Source organism: Peptoniphilus ovalis (assembly GCF_018919265.1).
GTDB classification, from domain to species: Bacteria; Bacillota; Clostridia; order Tissierellales; family Peptoniphilaceae; genus Peptoniphilus_A; species Peptoniphilus_A ovalis.
In genome coordinates this window covers 170,009-187,385 of the sequence record NZ_JAHLQO010000002.1, presented here as the reverse complement: position 1 = coordinate 187,385, position 17,377 = coordinate 170,009, and the positions used below count along the sequence as shown (strand labels likewise).

The following is a 17,377-nucleotide window of genomic DNA, read 5'->3' as shown; positions in this document are numbered from 1 at the left end:
TTTTAGAAATGTTCTAGCATTGTACGACTTATGATTTCGTCTTGAACATCTTTACATAATTCTACGAAGAATGCAGAATAACCAGCTACACGAACTACTAAATCTCTATGTTTGTCTGGATGTTTTTGAGCATCTAACATTGTTTCATTGTCTAGATAGTTAAATTGCATTTCTCCATTTCCATACATACAAGCTGTACGAAGAAGTGTGATAAGTGCGTTTTCTCCTTCTTTAGAATCAAGTATTCCTTTTTGAATCTTAAAGTTGTGAACCATACCCATGTTCATTGAATCATTTGCCATTTTTGATACTGATTTAATAATAGCAGTAGGTCCCTTGTAATCTGCACCTTGAGTTGGTGAAATACCATCAGAAAGTGGAGTCCATGCATCACGTCCATTTGCAGATGCACCTGTCATTTGACCGAATGGAGTATTATTTGAAATAGAAAGAGTTCCGTGGCAAAGTCTTGAGTAAAGTGTTTTATACTTAGCGTGTTCTCTTTCAGTAAAAGTAATTACATCATTACAAATATCATCTGCGTAGTCATCATCATTACCATATTTTGGAGCATCTAGACAATCTCTTTTAATTTGTTCATATCCCTTAAATTCTGCTTTAAGTGCTGTGTTAAGTTCATCAAGTGTATATTTTTTATCATCAAATACAAGTTTTTTGATGGCTGCCATTGAATCTGCATATGTTGCAAGTCCTGACCATACAACTCCTGGTCCGAAGTTATACATTGCTCCACCTGCTGATACATCTTTTCCTGATTCCATACATCCTTCATACATAATTGACATTAATGGCTTTGGTGCCATATCTCTGTGACAAATTTGAGAAATAGTAGTTGCAGCTGCTGTAAGTTTTGTAATATATGAGATTTGTTCTTTAACTGCTTTTTCAAATTCTTCATATGTTTTGTATTGAGATAAATCTCCTAAATCTGGTGTAACTTGTTTTCCATACCATAGTGGAACACCGTGATTTAATACAAGTTCAATTGCTATTGGCCATTGAGTATAAGATGTTGAAGTCCATTGATAAAGTCTTCCTGATTTTTGTGGTTCAACGCAACCCATCATACAGTAGTCTCTTGCATCTTCTACACTTACACCCTTAGCAAGCATCATCTTAATGTGAGTATCGTCAAAGTGACATGCAGGGAATCCCATTCCACTTCTTACAACATCTACTATTTTTCTTAAATATTTTTCTGGTGATTTGTTGTGAATTCTTGTTGCAAGTGATGGTTGATAAATTTTTACATGTCTTACTGCATCCATTAATAGATAAGTTAAGTCATTTGTAGCATCTTTTCCTTCTCTTGTAACACCGCCAATTGTCATATTTACAAATGGTTGGTATCCTGCGAAGAATTTTGAAGAACCTTCACTTGTTATCCACATCATTTCACTCATCTTAATAAGCATACATCCTGCAAGATCAAATGCTTCATAATCATTCATTCTTCCAGACTCAATATCAGCCTTGTAGAATGGATACATATATTGGTCAACTCTACCAATTGACATACCAGTTTGATTTTCTTCAACAACTAAAAGGGATTCAATTGTGAATACTGATTGAATTGCTTCCCAGAAAGTTCTTGGTTTATGTGCTGGTACATATGCGTTAACTTCAGCAATTTTTTCAAGTTCTCTTTTTCTTTTTGGATTAGATTCTTTAGCTGCAAGTTCTCTAGCATATTCACTCATTCTTCTCGCATAAATCATAACCCCTTCAGTTGTGTCTACTACTGATTTATAGAAATAGATTTTGTCGATATCTTCTGGATTTGAATAATCAAGTTTTTCTAAATGTTCTTTTGCTTCATTTTGAATATCAAGCATTCCTTTTTTCATTAAAATTACATCGTATCCAGGATTTGAATCTCCACCACCATTTACTTGGTGATATGAACAATCTGATACAAATGATTCACCTGATAATTCCCAAACTCCTGCATCTCTATACTTTGCTTCACAAGTTTCGTCTAATGATCTTCCTTCCCAATATGGGAATAAAACTTCTCTACAATATCTTTTGTCTTCTTCTGAGATGTAGAATGGATCTTGTGGTCTTGTAGCTATTGTGTCAAGTTCATCTCTTAACCATCTCCAAGAAATATCTGGTGAGAATGCTCCACTTCTTGGTGCTCCACAAGGTGCTCCGACAATAAGTTCATTGTCTTGAATTACAAGTGGTGCTGTTTCACAACATTTCTTAAATGATTTTGCTCTTAAAACAATCTTTGGCATACCTGGATTTTCTTTTGCAAGTTCTGTTACAATTTTTGCTCTATGTAGAGTAATGGCAGGAACTTGCTTTAAGAAATTTTCTTTTAGTGCCACATGTCTTTGTGTTGGTCCGTCTGGTATTTCTGTTCCACAAGATTCATCATGACATATTGATGAAACTTTTTCTTCTGATAAGCTATTTGTTACTTTTTCAAACATATTTCGAAGATTTCTTCTTTCTTCTTCTGTCATATGTTCAGTAGCTTTAGCTAGTTTTTTTGAAAATTCTTTTAAGTCCATAATTTCTCCTAACTATCTTTTATATTTTTAATAACTTGTTTAAATAAACTACTTTCTTTGTCTAATTTTTTTATAAAATCATCAAAATTATTTGATCTATTGCCATTTTCCATTGCAATTTGCTTATATCTAATGAAATGATTTGGATTTAAACTTGTTGATTTCTGACCAGTTATCTGTCTACTAGTCACTATAAAACTAAGTGGTAAGTTGGAAGTTAGTCCAACTGTTCCAAATCCTGTAGACGTGTTAACTAAAACTCTTGCAACAGGTTTTTTTTCTATAAATTGTTCAATTACATAACTATCATTTGAATATATTGATAGACTTTGTCCCTTTTCATCATTTAGAATAAGCTCAACACATTTTTCACAAGCATTTAACCAATCATCTTCAATATACATAGATAATATCGGATGATATTTTTCTTTAGAATATGGTGAGTTTATTGATACATATGGCTTAGTCACCACTAGAACTTTTATATCTTCATTGGTTTTTATCTTTGCCATATCTAGAAGTTCCTTAGCACTTCTACCAATTAATTCTCTCCTGATTTTTAAATTCTCATCATAAATTATTTTTTGAAGCTTTATATGTTCATCTTTTGTTAAAAAATAAGCTCCATTATTTATAAAATAATTTTTCGCCTCATCATAAACTTCACTGTCTACTACAATTGCTTGTTCAACTCCTGGTAGTAAGCCATTATTAAAGCTTTTACTTCTAATTATTTCATTAGAAACTTTCTTTAAGTCTGCACTTTTATCAATGAAAACTATATTATTTCCCATTTCTGCTAGAAAATGATCTGCATTTTTGTTATTAATTTTTAACTTTTCATCACTTAATATATTTTCAATTATTAGAGAGATTTCTTCGCTTTCTACAAGAGTCTCGTTTGAAAGCTCTGAATTAATTTTTAGGATTGAAACTACATTTCTTATATATAAGTTTTCATAGCAAATTTCTGCTATGTCTTCTACCATTTTAATTATTGTATTTTTAACTTTTTTATTTGCTACAAATATTACTGGATTTCTTGTATGAAGAGCTAAGTATATTATTTGAAATGTTGTAAGTACACTTAAAGACGGAGCTATATAGGAAAGTGTTATTCCCTTAGGAAGTGCTACAAATACTTCATTTGTGTTTTCAGAATTTATAACATCAAATACCCTTGGAAAATTCGTCAACTCATTATCTATATTTTCAATATAAAAATCTGTAATTAAATACTCGTCATTTTCATTTCCATAACAACTCTCTTCATATGCTAAGTGAGTTAAATTTTTTAGATTTGCCTTCATATAAGCCTTTATAGTTTCCTTTAAAGATTCTATTTGTTCATCTTTAAATTCTTTTAAACTATCTCTAGCTATGACTGCATCTTCTATCAAAATTCTCGCTTCTTGGAGAGACAAAAGATCATAATCAATTATTTTCATAATTCCCCCCTTTATGGAAGTAAATTATCTATGCTGTATCTGTTTGTAATGCTATATAAATCTCTATGAGGACTTGGTATAACAAGTTTAGAATAAATTTCTGCTCCCATATTCTTTACAGCTTTCTCTCCAGCTTCTACTGCTGACTGAACTGCAGCTACATCGCCCTTTACAAGCATTGATATATATCCACTTGCCACATTTTCATAACCAATAAATTCTACATCTGCAGCTTTAATCATCGCATCAACAGCTTCTAATACAAATACAAGTCCAAAAGTTTCTATACCACCTATAGCACTTATTTTGTAATTTTCATCTACTTCTTCAATGCCGTGAACTGATAATACATCTGCTACTGCTTTTACTGGTCTTTTCATTACATTTTTTGCTGTAACTTTTCCAATTTTTTTTGCTGATTCTGCTCCAGAGGCTACTGCTGCCTCAACTGCTGCAATATCTCCTTTTACCATTACTGTAACAAGAGTGGATCCAACATTTTCATAGGATACAAGTTCTACATCTGCAGCTTTTAACATTTTATCTGCTGCTTCTATTGCAGGAAGCATTCCTAGTGTTTCTACTAAGCCTGCCGCTTCATTTCCTAAATATCTCATAAGACCTCCTATTTTATATATGAATTAATGGTTTCTTTTTGTTCTTCAGTCGCGCTATAATACACAACTAATTCATCATTTACTAAATCATAACCGTCTTCATTTATTAATCCATTTTCCTTAGCTGTCATTAGAGATTCTGTGATGATACTAAGTTTAAAAGCTTTGTGATCTTTAAACTCATCATAAATAGAATTGTAAATTTCTTTTGGTGAAACTTTGTCATGAGTTGTGAAATATTTTAATATTTCATAATTTAATGGTCTTCTCATTATTTGTCCCCCTTTTTAATATAATCTAGAGGATTAACACTCATTATAAAAATACCAAATGCCATAAGTAATGATGCAAGCCATGTAGTAGGTGCTAATTCATATCCAGGATTTTTTAATATAACTCCTAGAATAATCCAACAAAAGAAAGGTCCAAAGAATGCATATGTTCCATTAAGTGCCATTCCTAGTGCTGTTCCACACATTGAATTACCCTTATACCAAGTGTTAAATGTTAAAAATGTAAATAATCCACTAATTACAAATATTAAAATTGTCTTGTCTGTAAGTGCTGAGATTGAAAGATTAGCTATAAGTGAAATTCCACTTCCTTCAATGATTCCAAGAATTGGTAAAACTATTAAGAAGTTAAATACTGTACTAGTTGTTTGACGAATTGCTATACCAATCTCTGAATCTATCATTGCAGTTCCAAAACCTGCGATAGTTCCTTCTAAACCCCACCCAAAAGCTGCAATAAATGCCATAATCATTCCAAGTACCATACTTGGTTTTATTTCTCCAGATAAACCAGAGATGCCTATAATTGCACTCGCTATAAAACAAATAACAATGCCTAGTATAGTTCTTGGTTCAAGCTTTTGTTTAAAAATTATTCTTCCTAAAATTGCTCCAATTGATACATTAAGTCCTGCTATAGGAATAACCACTGGACCACCAGCAACTACTGCAATTACATAAGCAACCCCTGCTATAGGTGCTCCTATAATAGCCGCAAATACCATTATTAAACCTGGCTTTGTTTTTAAAGTCTTAATGAAATCTTCAAACTTTCCTTTAATAAGAGCATTTCCTAAAGCCCAAAAAGCTGAAATTAAATCATTTATTCCTGTGGCAAGAGTTCCAAGAATAAATGCTATAGCCATTGCTGAAAGTGGAGAATTTTCTCCATACCATCCAGCCCACACTCCATAAGCCGTTGCAGTTGTAACAAAAGCAGTATATAAACCATAAGTTACTCCTGATTGAATACCTATGCTTATGCCCTTTTTAAAATATGTACTATCTAATTCTTTTTTGGCAATATCAGCCTGGGTTACGTAATCTTGATTTACAACCTTCTCCATAACTACCTCCTAAATCTGCAAAGTTGCAAACATTTTCTTTATGTGTATTCTATTATTTGACCCAATGTCAAAGTCAATATGTAATTTTATAAAAATTTTTTATTTTTTAATATAAGCTAAATTATGCCATTCTTTTGATATTTTGTATTTTATAAATACTTTTACTTTATCGTAGTATCAACAAAAACTATTTCCTTGGGTCAAAGTTTTTTCATTGATTAAAATATACATATTTAGTGTATTTTTAGTTATTTCAAGAAAAATTATTTATGACAAATAAAAAACATGCCCTATAAGCATGCTAACTAATAAATAAAAACCACTCTATGGATTTTAGAGTGGTAAATTTTTGATGAAATTATTTAGAAATAAATTTTGTATTATATAGATTTATTTCTTGTCATTTGCAATTATTTCATCTATTCTTTTTTCAATTTCTTTTGAAGCTTTTTCTCCATTAATAGTTCCAAGAATTGGATCTCCAATTATATTACCATTTCTATCAACTAGAAAAGTAGATGGAAAAGTTGTAATACCTGTCATAAACTTATCTATTTCTTCTCCATTGTCAAGAGAAATATTTGTATAAGTAACTCCCTTTGATGCTAGAATTTTTTTAGCTTCATTTCTAATTTCTTCATTATCTTGAATGTCTGCACAAATCCCTAAAAGATTTACGTCTTTTTCTTTCCATTCTTTACTTTTCTTTTCTAAATCTGGCATTTCCATAATACAAGCCTTACAACCTGTAAACCACATATTGACAACTGTAACAGCATGGTCTTTAAATATTTCTTCATTAACTTTGTTACCATTCATGTCAACTCCAGTAAAGCTTGGGAATTTATTGTCTGTACTTGCAGTATCTTCTGACTTTTCCTTTGAGCAAGCTGCAAAACTCATTGCTAAAAAACATATAGCCATTAAAATACTTAATTTCTTAAACATATTCTTCATTTACATCCTCCGCATTATTTTTAAAAGAAGTTGAAATTGCATTTGTTGGGCATGCTTTTATACATTCTCCACATCTTATGCATTCTAAATCTTTTTGACATTTTGTGATATCCACATCCATTTTGCAAGTTCTCTTACACTTTCCACAGGATATGCATTTATTTTCTGACACATAGTATTGATAGAAGGAGAATTTATTTGTCAGCGCGTAAAATGCTCCCAGTGGGCAAAGAAATTTACAAAATGGTCTGTAGATAAATATTGATGAAATTGTAATTATTAAAAGAATTGTAAATTTAAAGGTAAATAATTTTCCAAGGATTGCTCTTATTCCACTATTTGCAATTGAAAGAGGTATTGCTCCTTCAAGTATTCCTTGAGGACATATATATTTGCAAAAATATGGAGATGCAATTTTAAGATTGTCTGTAAAAATCATTCCAAAAATCCACACAACTAAAACCAATATTATATATTTAAGGTATTTTAATAACTTAAATCTCTTTGTGCTGAATTTTTTTGAAGGAATTTTATGAACTAAATCTTGAAAAAATCCAAAGGGACATAGAAATCCACAGATTAGTCTGCCAAATATTGTTCCAAAAAAGAGAAGTAGTCCTGTAATATAATATGAAAAATTGTATTTACTTGAACCTACAACTGCTTGAAAGCTTCCTATTGGACATGACCCAAGTGCGCCTGGACATGAATAGCAATTAAGTCCTGGCACGCAAACTGATTTTAATTTTCCAGTGTAAATATTTCCCTTTAAAAAATTATCTAGCTTTCCATTTGTTATAAGAGCAAAAATTCCCTGTACAAAATTTCTCTTGCTTCTTAAAAAACTAAAAATTTTATCCAATTCCTATGCACTCCAAACAAATTTTAACTGCTTTTCCTAGAACTGTATCCACTTCTGATCTATACGCTCCGAAAAGAATAAATACAATTGATAGTACAAGAGCAATATAGCTCATTTTTCTTTCAATAATATTTTTCATCATCTCACCTCGAATGAAATTATATCAGATTAGGTATAAAGATTCTGTTAAGAAAATAGCTATAAAAATTATTTTTAAATTATTTTGATGAATTTTTAATTTTTATATAAGTTTTTATATTTTCTACTTGAAAAAATACCTAAAAAGTTTTCCATGGCGTTTCCGACTCCTTTAAAATTTGGGACTGCTGCGTGCCCTGTGGGTATCCCGTATTTCTTTATATAGATAAATTATTTATTTTTTATATTGCTTTTATTAATAATTTTATCTGAATTGGGACTGTCCCTCTACTTCAAGGTTCTTCATCAAATCAAGCTTCCCTTTGGTCGCTTTCATTGTGAAGACCACAAAAATCGTGACTTATCACGATTTTTGCTACCATTAAAAAGACCCTAACCTAATGGTCAGGGTCTAAAAAATTATTTTTCTGTCATTTTTTCTTCTCTCATCTTAAGTCTATTTGCTTCAAGCTCTCTCTTTCTTTCAAAAGCATGAAGGATAAGTGCAAGAGTTACAACTCCGTAGGAGATAAATGTTCTGAAATATTCTCCCATCATTGCATCTCCTGTTAGTACTCTTCCCGCTTGCGGAAGAATAATAAACATTAAGTGGAAAAGTGCTGTTCCAAGTATTACGTTAGGAATTGATGCCTTAGATACACTGGCTCCCCCTACAAGGATTGAAGCCGCTGCATAAAGTGCTGCTTGGTCTTGACCTGCATAAGTTGCAAGTGTTCCAATATTTTGTAGATAGATAATTTGACCATAACATGCTAGAACTGTTGACATTACAATTGATGCAATTCTAATTTTGTCAGAATTCATACCAGCATTTGATGCTACGAATTGATCTTGACCAACTGCTTTCATATCGTGTCCAAGTTTTGTATTTCTAAACCATACTATAAATACACAAAGTGCTGCAATTATTAATATTGTAACAACTGGTATGTCAAAAAGTATTTGATGCTTAGCTGTTATTGGAATGTTAATTCTAAATTTTAAAATATTGTCAAATCCTTGTGCACTCGCAAGTGTAATGGAGTTTTTAATACCATAACCTTGTGAAAGTACCATGGATTTAGTTCTCATTGGAATTAATGTTCCACAGAAATACAATAGGAAAAGCATATACCATCCAAGGATAAAGAATGCAAGCATCATTGATGTAATCATTTCTCTACCTCTTGCTCTATTTAAAACTCTTCCTGAAAATTGTCCAAGTAATACTGCAATTGGAGTTCCTATAAGTGCTGCAATAATAAGTCCAGTTGCACCACTAAATCCCCAGTCTTGAGCAAATATAATTCCTATTTGTCCAGCCATTGCACCAAGAGGAATACCGAAGTTAATTCCCATTCCTGCAATAATTGGAATGATTAGAGAAAGCACAAGGAATGTATTTCTTATCATTCTCTTTGAAAGCTCATTAGTAATAAATGATAGTGGTGGTTTTGCAATTGCAATACCTGCAACAACTATCATAATAAATAGTATAGGAACCATAAATCTGTATAAAAATTCTTTTGCGTTAAATTTATTATTCATCTTTGCTCCTCCTTGTTAGTGCGTAAATAATCATTCCGTTAGTTATTATCATTCTTAAGATTTCAGAAATATCAATATTTAATGCACCATTGATTACAGTAGGAGTAAGTGTGATTACGCCTTGGAATAAAAATGTACCTATTATTACATTAGGTATTGATGCCTTATTAATACTTGCACCACCAATTAAAAGTGCTGCAACTGTTTGGAATGTAAAAGATAGTGGAGCTTGGTATAGTTGAATAAATCCATATGATTGTTGATAAATGATAATACCAATAGCTGCGATAATAGTAGATAAAATTACAGAAACAAGTCTAACCTTATTGATGTGAATACCAGCTGCTCTTGCGTAGTTATCATTAGAACCTACTGCCGTCATAGCTGTACCTGTTTTTGTTTTAAAGAATGCCCAAACTAATAGTGCAATAATTGCAAATATTAAATACATTCCCACTGGAATACTAACACCAGCTATTTTAAAACTAAATAAATTATCTAGAATACCAGCTGTCACTCTAGTTCCATCTTCTAATACCTTTGACTGCATCCAATAGTCAGCAACAGGAACTTGTTGAGAAAGTCCTCTACCACTATAACTTAAAACTGAAACTGGATTCTTATAAGGAAGCACTAAATACATAATACACATAAATGCTGTAAATGAATAACCAACATAAGTTGAGATAAGCATTTCATCGCCCTTAATTCTATTTAATAAAAATCCATATAAAGCTCCGAAAACTGTTGCGATTACAATTGCAAATAAAATTGCTACAAGAATACCCATGTATCCTTTAAATCCAAATTCAATAGAAGTAACTCCGCCAAGGATTCCGGCTACTACACCAATTGGAATACCAAAGTTAAGTCCACATCCTGATTGAACCATTGGAACAAGTGATAAAACAAGTATTGAGAACATCCCAAATCTTGCCAACACATTTTCTACAGAGTCTTTAAGTGAAACTCCTGCAATTGGAGCGGCAATAAATAGTGCCAATAAGAATAGTCCAATTATAAGACGAGGTACCCCAATTTTATCAATTATGCTTTTATTTTTAGACATTAGATACCTCCTTTTCACCACTCATTAGAAGTCCAAATTTTTCTGCACTTGCATCTGGAGGAAGTATTCCAGCAATTCTTCCTTCACAAATAACAGCAATTCTATCACATATACTTCTAAGTTCCTCAAGCTCTGAAGAAACCATAACTACTGTTGTGTTATCTTCTCTATTTGATTTCTTTAAAGCTTCAAGAACAAGTTCTTTTGCTCCTATATCAATACCTCTTGTAGGTTCTGATACAAATAATAAATCAGGATCCATTGCAAAGGCCTTTGCAAGACAAACCTTTTGCTGATTACCACCTGATAATTGTCCAGCCTTTTGGTCTGAACTTGTTGTTTTTATTGCAAGAGACTTTACATAATCATCAGAAACTTTTCTCATTTGTGCTTCATCTCTAAATTTAAATCCTAAAATATTTTTAATGAATTTTTCTTGAACTTGCATTGCATTAAAGGAAATGTTCCAGAAAATTGGCTCTTCAAGTAGCAGTCCAACGCCTCTTCTGTCTTCAGATACAAATGCAATTTTCTTCTTTAGAATTTCTAATGTATTACCAAGTTGTAATTCTTCACCATTAAAAATAATTCTACCACCAACTGGATAAGTGCCTAGTATTCCATTAGGTATACCAAGTTTACCTTGACCAGCAAGTCCAGCAATTCCTAGGATTTCTCCTCTAATTATAGAAAGATTGACATCATAAATCGCTTCACCCGGCATATCAACCCATAAATGCTCAATATCCATGATAGTATCATTTTGGTCTAGCTCTTTCTTAGCAATATCTTCCCTAGTTTTACTTGAACTATCAGCTCTTCCAACCATCCATCTAGCAATATCTTCAATTGAAAGATTTTCATTTCTTCTATCTTCAATGATTTCTCCATCTCTTAGAACAACAACTTGATCGCATATAGATGTGATTTCACGAAGTCTATGAGATATAAAAATAATTGAGATACCAATACTAGATAATTTTTGAAGTGCAGACATTAAACTGTTAGCCTCAGTTTCAGTAAGAACTGCAGTTGGCTCGTCCATTATAATAAGTTTTACATCATCTCTTGTAATTTCTCTTGCTATTTCAATAAATTGCTTGTGACCTACGGGCATTTCAGAAACAAGTCCATTTGGATCAATGGATACTTCTAAAGTGTCTAGAGAATCTCCAGCGATTCTAATATTTTCTTTAGAATCAATACTTTCAAGTTTCTTTCCAAAAACCTTAGATACTACAGATGATTTAGTTTTTTCCATATCAAGTGTAATATTTTCGGCAACGGTAAAACCTGGAATCAAACTAAATTCCTGGTGAACCATTCCTATACCAGCATTTAAAGCATCTATTGGATTTTTAAAGTCAATTAATTTGCCGTCAAAATAAATTTCGCCATTGTATCCACCTGTATTTGCTATAACTTCCATTCCGAAGATTATATTCATAAGTGTTGACTTGCCAGCACCATTTTCGCCGACAAGTCCTAAAATTTCTCCCTTATTGAGAGAAAAGTTAACATCTTTTAATACAGAGTTTTCGCCAAAGCTTTTGCTGACATTTTTGACTTCGAGTAGTTCTGTCAAAAAAATCCCTCCATGATAAAATTAAAATCAACGGAAAAATACCGTTGATCTTAATTAATTTTTATAATTATTCTGCTTTTCCTTCAGCAGATTCTTGTGAAGCCTTGATTGCATCTAAGTCTACATTTAGATTTAGATATTTTTCAGGAACTTCTACTTTATCCATTCCTAGGTATCCTCTACCATATACATATGTGTCTTGAGATACTAGTAAGTGGTTTTCTTTAGTTTCTCCAGAAGCTCTGTCTATATAATTTTCAGCCATCCATTTTGCACCTTCAGTATAATTTTCGATAGATGAAATAATTTGATCTTTGTTAAGAAGGTCGTTGTTTCCTTTAAGAACTTCCATTACGTGGTCAAGAGCACCAAGAGTTACTGAGTATCCTAAAGAGTATGCCCAAGTACCCATTCTCTTGTCTCCACCTTTTTCGATAACTGCTTTTTCAACTGCAGAGTTGATTGCTTGCCAGTCTCCAGCCATGTCTTTGATATCTACTGAGAAAGCCTTAGGATATCCCATGATAGGAGATGGAAGGTCTTGTTCTACGAAGATTGCTCCACCTGCTGCAACTCCTCTTAGAAGTGGCTCAGTGTGTGCATCGTTTGTACAGAAAAATGCAGTATCTTTACCGTATTTGTCAATCCAAGGTTGGATGTTTTCTGCAACATATTGTTGAGCTCCAGGAACACCAATATCAGTTGTTGGGTCTGGTGCGTTTAGTGAAATAAATTCAAGGCCTAAGTCCTTACAAGCTTCTTCCATAATAGCACGTCTTAAAGCTAAAAGCTCGATAGACATATGTCTTGGGAAAGTAATGTGAGCAAATTTAGTAGCTCCCATTTCTTGAGCAGCTTTGATTATTCTGTATCCTCTAGAAATATTATCAGCATCAATAACTAAGTCAGAAGCATTTTCAACCATTACTGTATCTTCTTGAGCAACTAAGTTAACTAAGATGATGTCAGGTCTTTTTTCTCTGATTTGTTTAAATGCAGCTGAAGTTCCTGGAACAGATTGATTAACAATAACTGCCTTCATTAATGGATCATCAGCCATGGCTACAATCTTAGAAATTGTAGTTTCTTGTTCAGCTTCAAATCTGTCTGGATAAGTATCGTGCTTAATGATTCCGCCTTCATCAGCAGCCCCATAAAGTTCGATTGCCTTTTCAGCAGCACGGAACTCATCTTCACCTTGTGAAACTGTACCAGTGATAATTCCAATATGGAAATCTTCGCCGTCTTTTAGAGTTTCAAATTGAGCTGTAGAAGCAGCACCTGCCTCTTGCCCTTCTTCTGTCTTTGCACCATTATCTACTTTTTGACAAGCTGTAAAAGCCATAACTGCCATTAAAAGCATCATGATGCTCATAAACCTTTTGAATTTAAAATTCATAATAACACCTCTTCTAATTTATATAATATTGGTTTATAAATTATTAGGATTTTACCACATCAAAGAGCTAAGGTCAAGGATTTTATTAAGACAAATATTTAGCAGCCCAATGTGTGAATGTTTATCAATTAAATAAATATTAAATAAAAACTAAACCAATTTTTTCATATTAATTTAAACTAAAGTTAGTTAAATAATTTACTAGCTTTAAGCACAAAATTAAATTAAATTAAAATTCAAGAAAATTTAATTAATTATTGCTTTTGCAAGTCTTTACAAAATCTACAAAGAGGTTTTTAAAAGACTCGTCAAACCCATACATTATCTCAGGGTGCCACTGAACGCCGATAATATGATTTTTATCATCAATCATCTCCACAGCTTCGACAATTTTATCTTTCGAAGATTTTGCGGCAATTTTGAGCCCCTTTCCAATTCTATCAATTGCTTGATGGTGAATTGAATTTACAAAAACTTTATCGCTATTTAAAATATTTCTAAGTTTTGAATCCTTTTCAATATCCACACTGTGAACAGCTTTATATCTTGGAATTTTATTTTGACTTTGTTGATGAGAAAAATCTTTGTCTATATTCATAATCAAACTTCCACCAAGATAAGCATTTAAAATTTGCATTCCTCTGCAAATTCCAAGTAGAGGTATGCTTCTCTTTTGGAAAATATAATCTAATATATCAAGCTCTTGATCATCACGTCTACAAGTTAAAAGACCTGTGTATTCATCAACACATTGTTTGCATATGACAGGATTGATATCATTTCCACCTGATAAGATAACTCCATCTAGTCTATCCATGACATCAAAAGTATTTTGCTTTGAATCAGGCGTTGGAAGAATAACAGCAATTCCACCACTTCTGTTAATAGCATTTGCATAATCTCTTGTTACAAAATTATAAATTTTTCTTCTATTTTCATTTTCTTTTATAGTTAAATCTTTTTCATCAGCCTTGTAATTTGATGTAATTCCAATAATAGGCTTCAAAATAATCTCTCCTTTTATTTGTGTAAATATGTATTTAATAGTATACAACAAAATAATATTTTATCATATATTTCGTAAATATAAAAAATTTATAAAAATAACGTTTTCTATTGACAAAGATAAATAACACTGTTATTATTTGTATATGGTATACCGAATACAAAGGAGGATAAAATGAAAGTTAGTGTTGTTCAATGTAAATTAGAAATGGGAAATGTAGATAAAAATTTTGAAACTATCGAAAGAGCAATTAAAAACTCAATAGATCAAAATCCAGATGTTATAGTTTTACCAGAAATGTGGAATACATCTTTTTTCCCTGAAAACACCCAAGTCTTAGCAGATGAAAATGCCGAAAGATCAAGAAAATTTCTTTCTGAAATAGCTAAAGAATTAAATGTAAATATTGTAGGTGGTTCTGTAGCTAATTTAAGAGATAAAAAACTATATAATACTTGTTATATATTTGATAGAAAAGGTTCTGAAATTGCTAATTATGATAAAGTTCACTTGTTTTCTCCTTCTGGTGAAGGTGAAGTCTTTGAAAAAGGTGACAGATTAGTAACTTTTGAATTAGATGGAATTAAATGTGGCATAATAATTTGTTACGATGTAAGATTCCTTGAGTGGGTTAGAAAATATGCTTTAGAAGATATTCAAGTTTTATTCAACCCTGCAGCGTGGCCAGCTAAAAGAGCTACTCACTGGGATACTTTAAACAGAGCAAGGGCAATAGAAAATCAAATGTTTGTAGTTTGTGTTAATAGTACAGGAGATTTTGGCGGTCACAGTGCAATTATTGATCCTTGGGGAGAATATTTAGTTGACCCTTACGAAGAAGATGAGACAAAAACAGCCGATTTAGATTTTTCAGTTATAAAAGATATTAGAGAAAGTATAAATGTATTTAGAGATAGACGTCCAGAATTATATTAATAGAGGTGATTTATAATGAAAACATTAAAATTTAATTTAAAAGGTAAAGAAATTGACTTTAGTTTCGATAAAGTATATGTAATCGGATATGCAGGAAGAGATATGGCTAAAACTCAAGAACATATTGATGAACTTGAGAGAGAACTTGGCGTAGCTCCTCCTAAAAAAATTCCTACAATTTTCGAGGTTGCTAAAGAAATAGTAACTCAAGACTCAGACTTAAAATTCGTTGGCGATCAATCATCTGGAGAAGTTGAGTATATTATCTTACTTAAAGATGATAAAATCTACATTACTTTAGGATCTGATCATACGGATAGAGGACTTGAGAGTGTTAGTATATTTAAATCTAAACAAGTTTGTTTAAAGCCTATTGCTAAAACTATCTGGGATTACGAAGATATTAAAGACCATTGGGATTCTATTAAATTAAAATCATCACAAATTGTTAAGGGGAAAGAAATAGAATATCAAAATGACACTCTTGCTTCAATTTTGCCTGTAGAAAAAATACTATCAGAACTTAAAGAAAGAGTTGGAGATATAAATAACTCCGTGATTTATTCAGGTACAGTTCCTCTTTTAGGTGGATTTGAATATGGAAGTAAATTTATGTCTCAAATGGTGGATGAAGAATTAGGAAATACTATTAAACTTGACTATGATGTGAATGTAATTCCAGAAGAGGAAAGATAATATGAGCGAAAAGAAATCTAATAACCTCTCAGTCCTTATAGGATCCGCATTCATTCTAGCAACTTCATCAGTTGGGCCAGCTTTTCTGACACAAACAGCTCAATTTACAGGACAATACAGAGAAAGTTTCGGATTTGCTATATTAATAGCCATAGTTTTTTCTTGGATTGCTCAATTAAATTTTTCTAGAATAATTGGTGTTTCTAACTTAAGAGGACAAGAAATTGCAAATATTATAAAACCAGGTTTAGGAACAGTATTGGGTATAGTCATAGCTAGTGGTGGTTTATTCTTTAATATTGGAAATATTGCAGGGGTTTCTCTTGGCCTTACAGCTATTACAGGTCTTGATATTAGAATCACTGCAGCTATAGCCGGGATAATCGGAGTTATAATATTTTCTTCAAAACATATCGGCAAAGTTATGGATATGTCTGCTACAATAATGGGATCTATTATAATAATCCTTTTAGTAGCTATTACCGTTAAAGCAAATCCTCCATTTGCTCTAGCTTTTAAAGGAACTATAGCTCCTAAGAGCGTACCTGTTTTTGCTATACTTACTTTAATAGGGGGTACAGTAGGAGGATTCATTCCTTTTTCAGGTGCACATAGACTTATAGATGCTAATGTAACTGGTAAAGAAAATCTTCCTGAAATAAATAAATCTGTTAACTTAGGAATGATAGCTTCAGGTTGTGTAAGAGTTTTAATGTTTATTGCTACTCTTGCTGTTATTAATGAAGGTTTCTCACTTGATCCAAAAAATCCAGCTGCAAGTCCATTTGAGATAGTTTTTGGAAATACTGGATTATTAATATTTGGGATAGTGTTCGCATGCGCTTCATTAACATCTGTAATAGGTAACTCTTTTACATCTATTTCTTTCATTAAAAACTTCAAAGTAATTAATGAAAATGAAAATAAATTTATAGTTGGTTACATTCTAATTTCAACTATTGCTTGTATATTAGTGGGGCAACCTGCATTGTTACTAGTACTTGTAGGAACTGTTAATGCATTTATCCTACCGTTCGGATTAATCTTAATGTTTATAGCAGCAAAAAAACCTGAAATTGTTGGTGATTATGTTCATTCTAAAATATTAACTATACTAGGAATTATAGTTACTATTATTACATCAATTTTCGCTGTAATAACGTTATTTAACAATTTGATAAAATAAAATAAAATAAACTGCTTTGCTTGAACA

General features: G+C 31.8%; 15 protein-coding genes and 2 pseudogenes. 3 read left to right on the top strand and 14 right to left on the bottom strand.

Annotated elements, in window-relative coordinates; translation table 11 throughout:
• Positions 1-2: 2 nt before the first annotated feature.
• From cutC to KQI68_RS03055, 14 genes and pseudogenes are all read right to left on the bottom strand, one after another.
• The gene (gene cutC / locus KQI68_RS03120) at positions 3-2,543 is read right to left on the bottom strand and encodes a choline trimethylamine-lyase (protein WP_216548669.1); all 2,541 of its coding nucleotides are present in this window, start codon (positions 2,541-2,543) and stop codon (positions 3-5) included.
• Between the two features lie 8 nt (positions 2,544-2,551).
• A complete protein-coding gene (locus tag KQI68_RS03115; RefSeq protein ID WP_216548668.1) occupies positions 2,552-3,991 on the bottom strand; it encodes an aldehyde dehydrogenase family protein in 1,440 nt (479 codons plus the stop codon).
• Between the two features lie 11 nt (positions 3,992-4,002).
• A pseudogene (locus KQI68_RS03110) lies at positions 4,003-4,278 on the bottom strand (BMC domain-containing protein); the annotation flags it as partial.
• Positions 4,279-4,314: 36 nt separating this feature from the next.
• A pseudogene (locus KQI68_RS03105) lies at positions 4,315-4,608 on the bottom strand (BMC domain-containing protein); the annotation flags it as partial.
• 8 nt (positions 4,609-4,616) lie between these two features.
• Entirely contained in the window at positions 4,617-4,880 is a 264-nt protein-coding gene (locus tag KQI68_RS03100; protein WP_216548667.1) for a hypothetical protein, read from the bottom strand.
• A complete protein-coding gene (locus tag KQI68_RS03095; RefSeq protein ID WP_216548666.1) occupies positions 4,880-5,968 on the bottom strand; it encodes a hypothetical protein in 1,089 nt (362 codons plus the stop codon). Before KQI68_RS03095 ends, KQI68_RS03100 begins: the two co-directional genes overlap by 1 nt.
• Positions 5,969-6,358: 390 nt before the next feature.
• Complete coding sequence (locus KQI68_RS03090) at positions 6,359-6,925, bottom strand: TlpA family protein disulfide reductase (RefSeq protein ID WP_216548665.1); 567 nt, start codon at positions 6,923-6,925, stop codon at positions 6,359-6,361.
• Positions 6,909-7,787 carry a 4Fe-4S binding protein gene (locus tag KQI68_RS03085; protein WP_216548664.1) on the bottom strand — a complete coding sequence of 293 codons (879 nt, stop codon included), beginning with the start codon at positions 7,785-7,787 and terminating at the stop codon, positions 6,909-6,911. Before KQI68_RS03085 ends, KQI68_RS03090 begins: the two co-directional genes overlap by 17 nt.
• On the bottom strand, positions 7,780-7,902 hold the full coding sequence (locus KQI68_RS03080) for a CD1871A family CXXC motif-containing protein (protein ID WP_425516607.1): 123 nt from the start codon (positions 7,900-7,902) through the stop codon (positions 7,780-7,782). Before KQI68_RS03080 ends, KQI68_RS03085 begins: the two co-directional genes overlap by 8 nt.
• A gap of 443 nt (positions 7,903-8,345) precedes the next feature.
• The gene (locus KQI68_RS03075) at positions 8,346-9,473 is read right to left on the bottom strand and encodes an ABC transporter permease subunit (RefSeq protein WP_216548662.1); all 1,128 of its coding nucleotides are present in this window, start codon (positions 9,471-9,473) and stop codon (positions 8,346-8,348) included.
• A complete protein-coding gene (locus tag KQI68_RS03070; RefSeq protein ID WP_216548661.1) occupies positions 9,466-10,542 on the bottom strand; it encodes an ABC transporter permease subunit in 1,077 nt (358 codons plus the stop codon). The genes KQI68_RS03075 and KQI68_RS03070 overlap by 8 nt, the downstream gene beginning before the upstream one ends.
• Positions 10,535-12,127 carry a sugar ABC transporter ATP-binding protein gene (locus KQI68_RS03065; RefSeq protein WP_216548660.1) on the bottom strand — a complete coding sequence of 531 codons (1,593 nt, stop codon included), beginning with the start codon at positions 12,125-12,127 and terminating at the stop codon, positions 10,535-10,537. Before KQI68_RS03065 ends, KQI68_RS03070 begins: the two co-directional genes overlap by 8 nt.
• A 67-nt stretch (positions 12,128-12,194) precedes the next feature.
• Positions 12,195-13,526, bottom strand: coding sequence for a DUF3798 domain-containing protein (locus tag KQI68_RS03060; RefSeq protein WP_216548659.1), 1,332 nt, complete (start codon positions 13,524-13,526; stop codon positions 12,195-12,197).
• A 250-nt stretch (positions 13,527-13,776) separates the two neighbouring features.
• Positions 13,777-14,532 (bottom strand): gamma-glutamyl-gamma-aminobutyrate hydrolase family protein, encoded by a 756-nt coding sequence (locus tag KQI68_RS03055; RefSeq protein ID WP_216548658.1) that lies wholly within the window; start codon positions 14,530-14,532, stop codon positions 13,777-13,779.
• A 174-nt stretch (positions 14,533-14,706) separates the two neighbouring features.
• Here KQI68_RS03055 and KQI68_RS03050 point away from each other — a divergent pair, with 174 nt between their 5' ends.
• Genes KQI68_RS03050 through KQI68_RS03040 form a run of 3 tightly spaced genes read left to right on the top strand, consistent with a single transcriptional unit; the run spans position 14,707 to position 17,350 of the window.
• Positions 14,707-15,468, top strand: coding sequence for a carbon-nitrogen family hydrolase (locus KQI68_RS03050; protein ID WP_216548657.1), 762 nt, complete (start codon positions 14,707-14,709; stop codon positions 15,466-15,468).
• Between the two features lie 15 nt (positions 15,469-15,483).
• Positions 15,484-16,164 (top strand): DUF2848 family protein, encoded by a 681-nt coding sequence (locus KQI68_RS03045; protein WP_216548656.1) that lies wholly within the window; start codon positions 15,484-15,486, stop codon positions 16,162-16,164.
• A 1-nt stretch (position 16,165) separates the two neighbouring features.
• A complete protein-coding gene (locus KQI68_RS03040) occupies positions 16,166-17,350 on the top strand; it encodes an NRAMP family divalent metal transporter (protein WP_216548655.1) in 1,185 nt (394 codons plus the stop codon).
• The last annotated feature ends 27 nt before the right edge of the window (positions 17,351-17,377 follow it).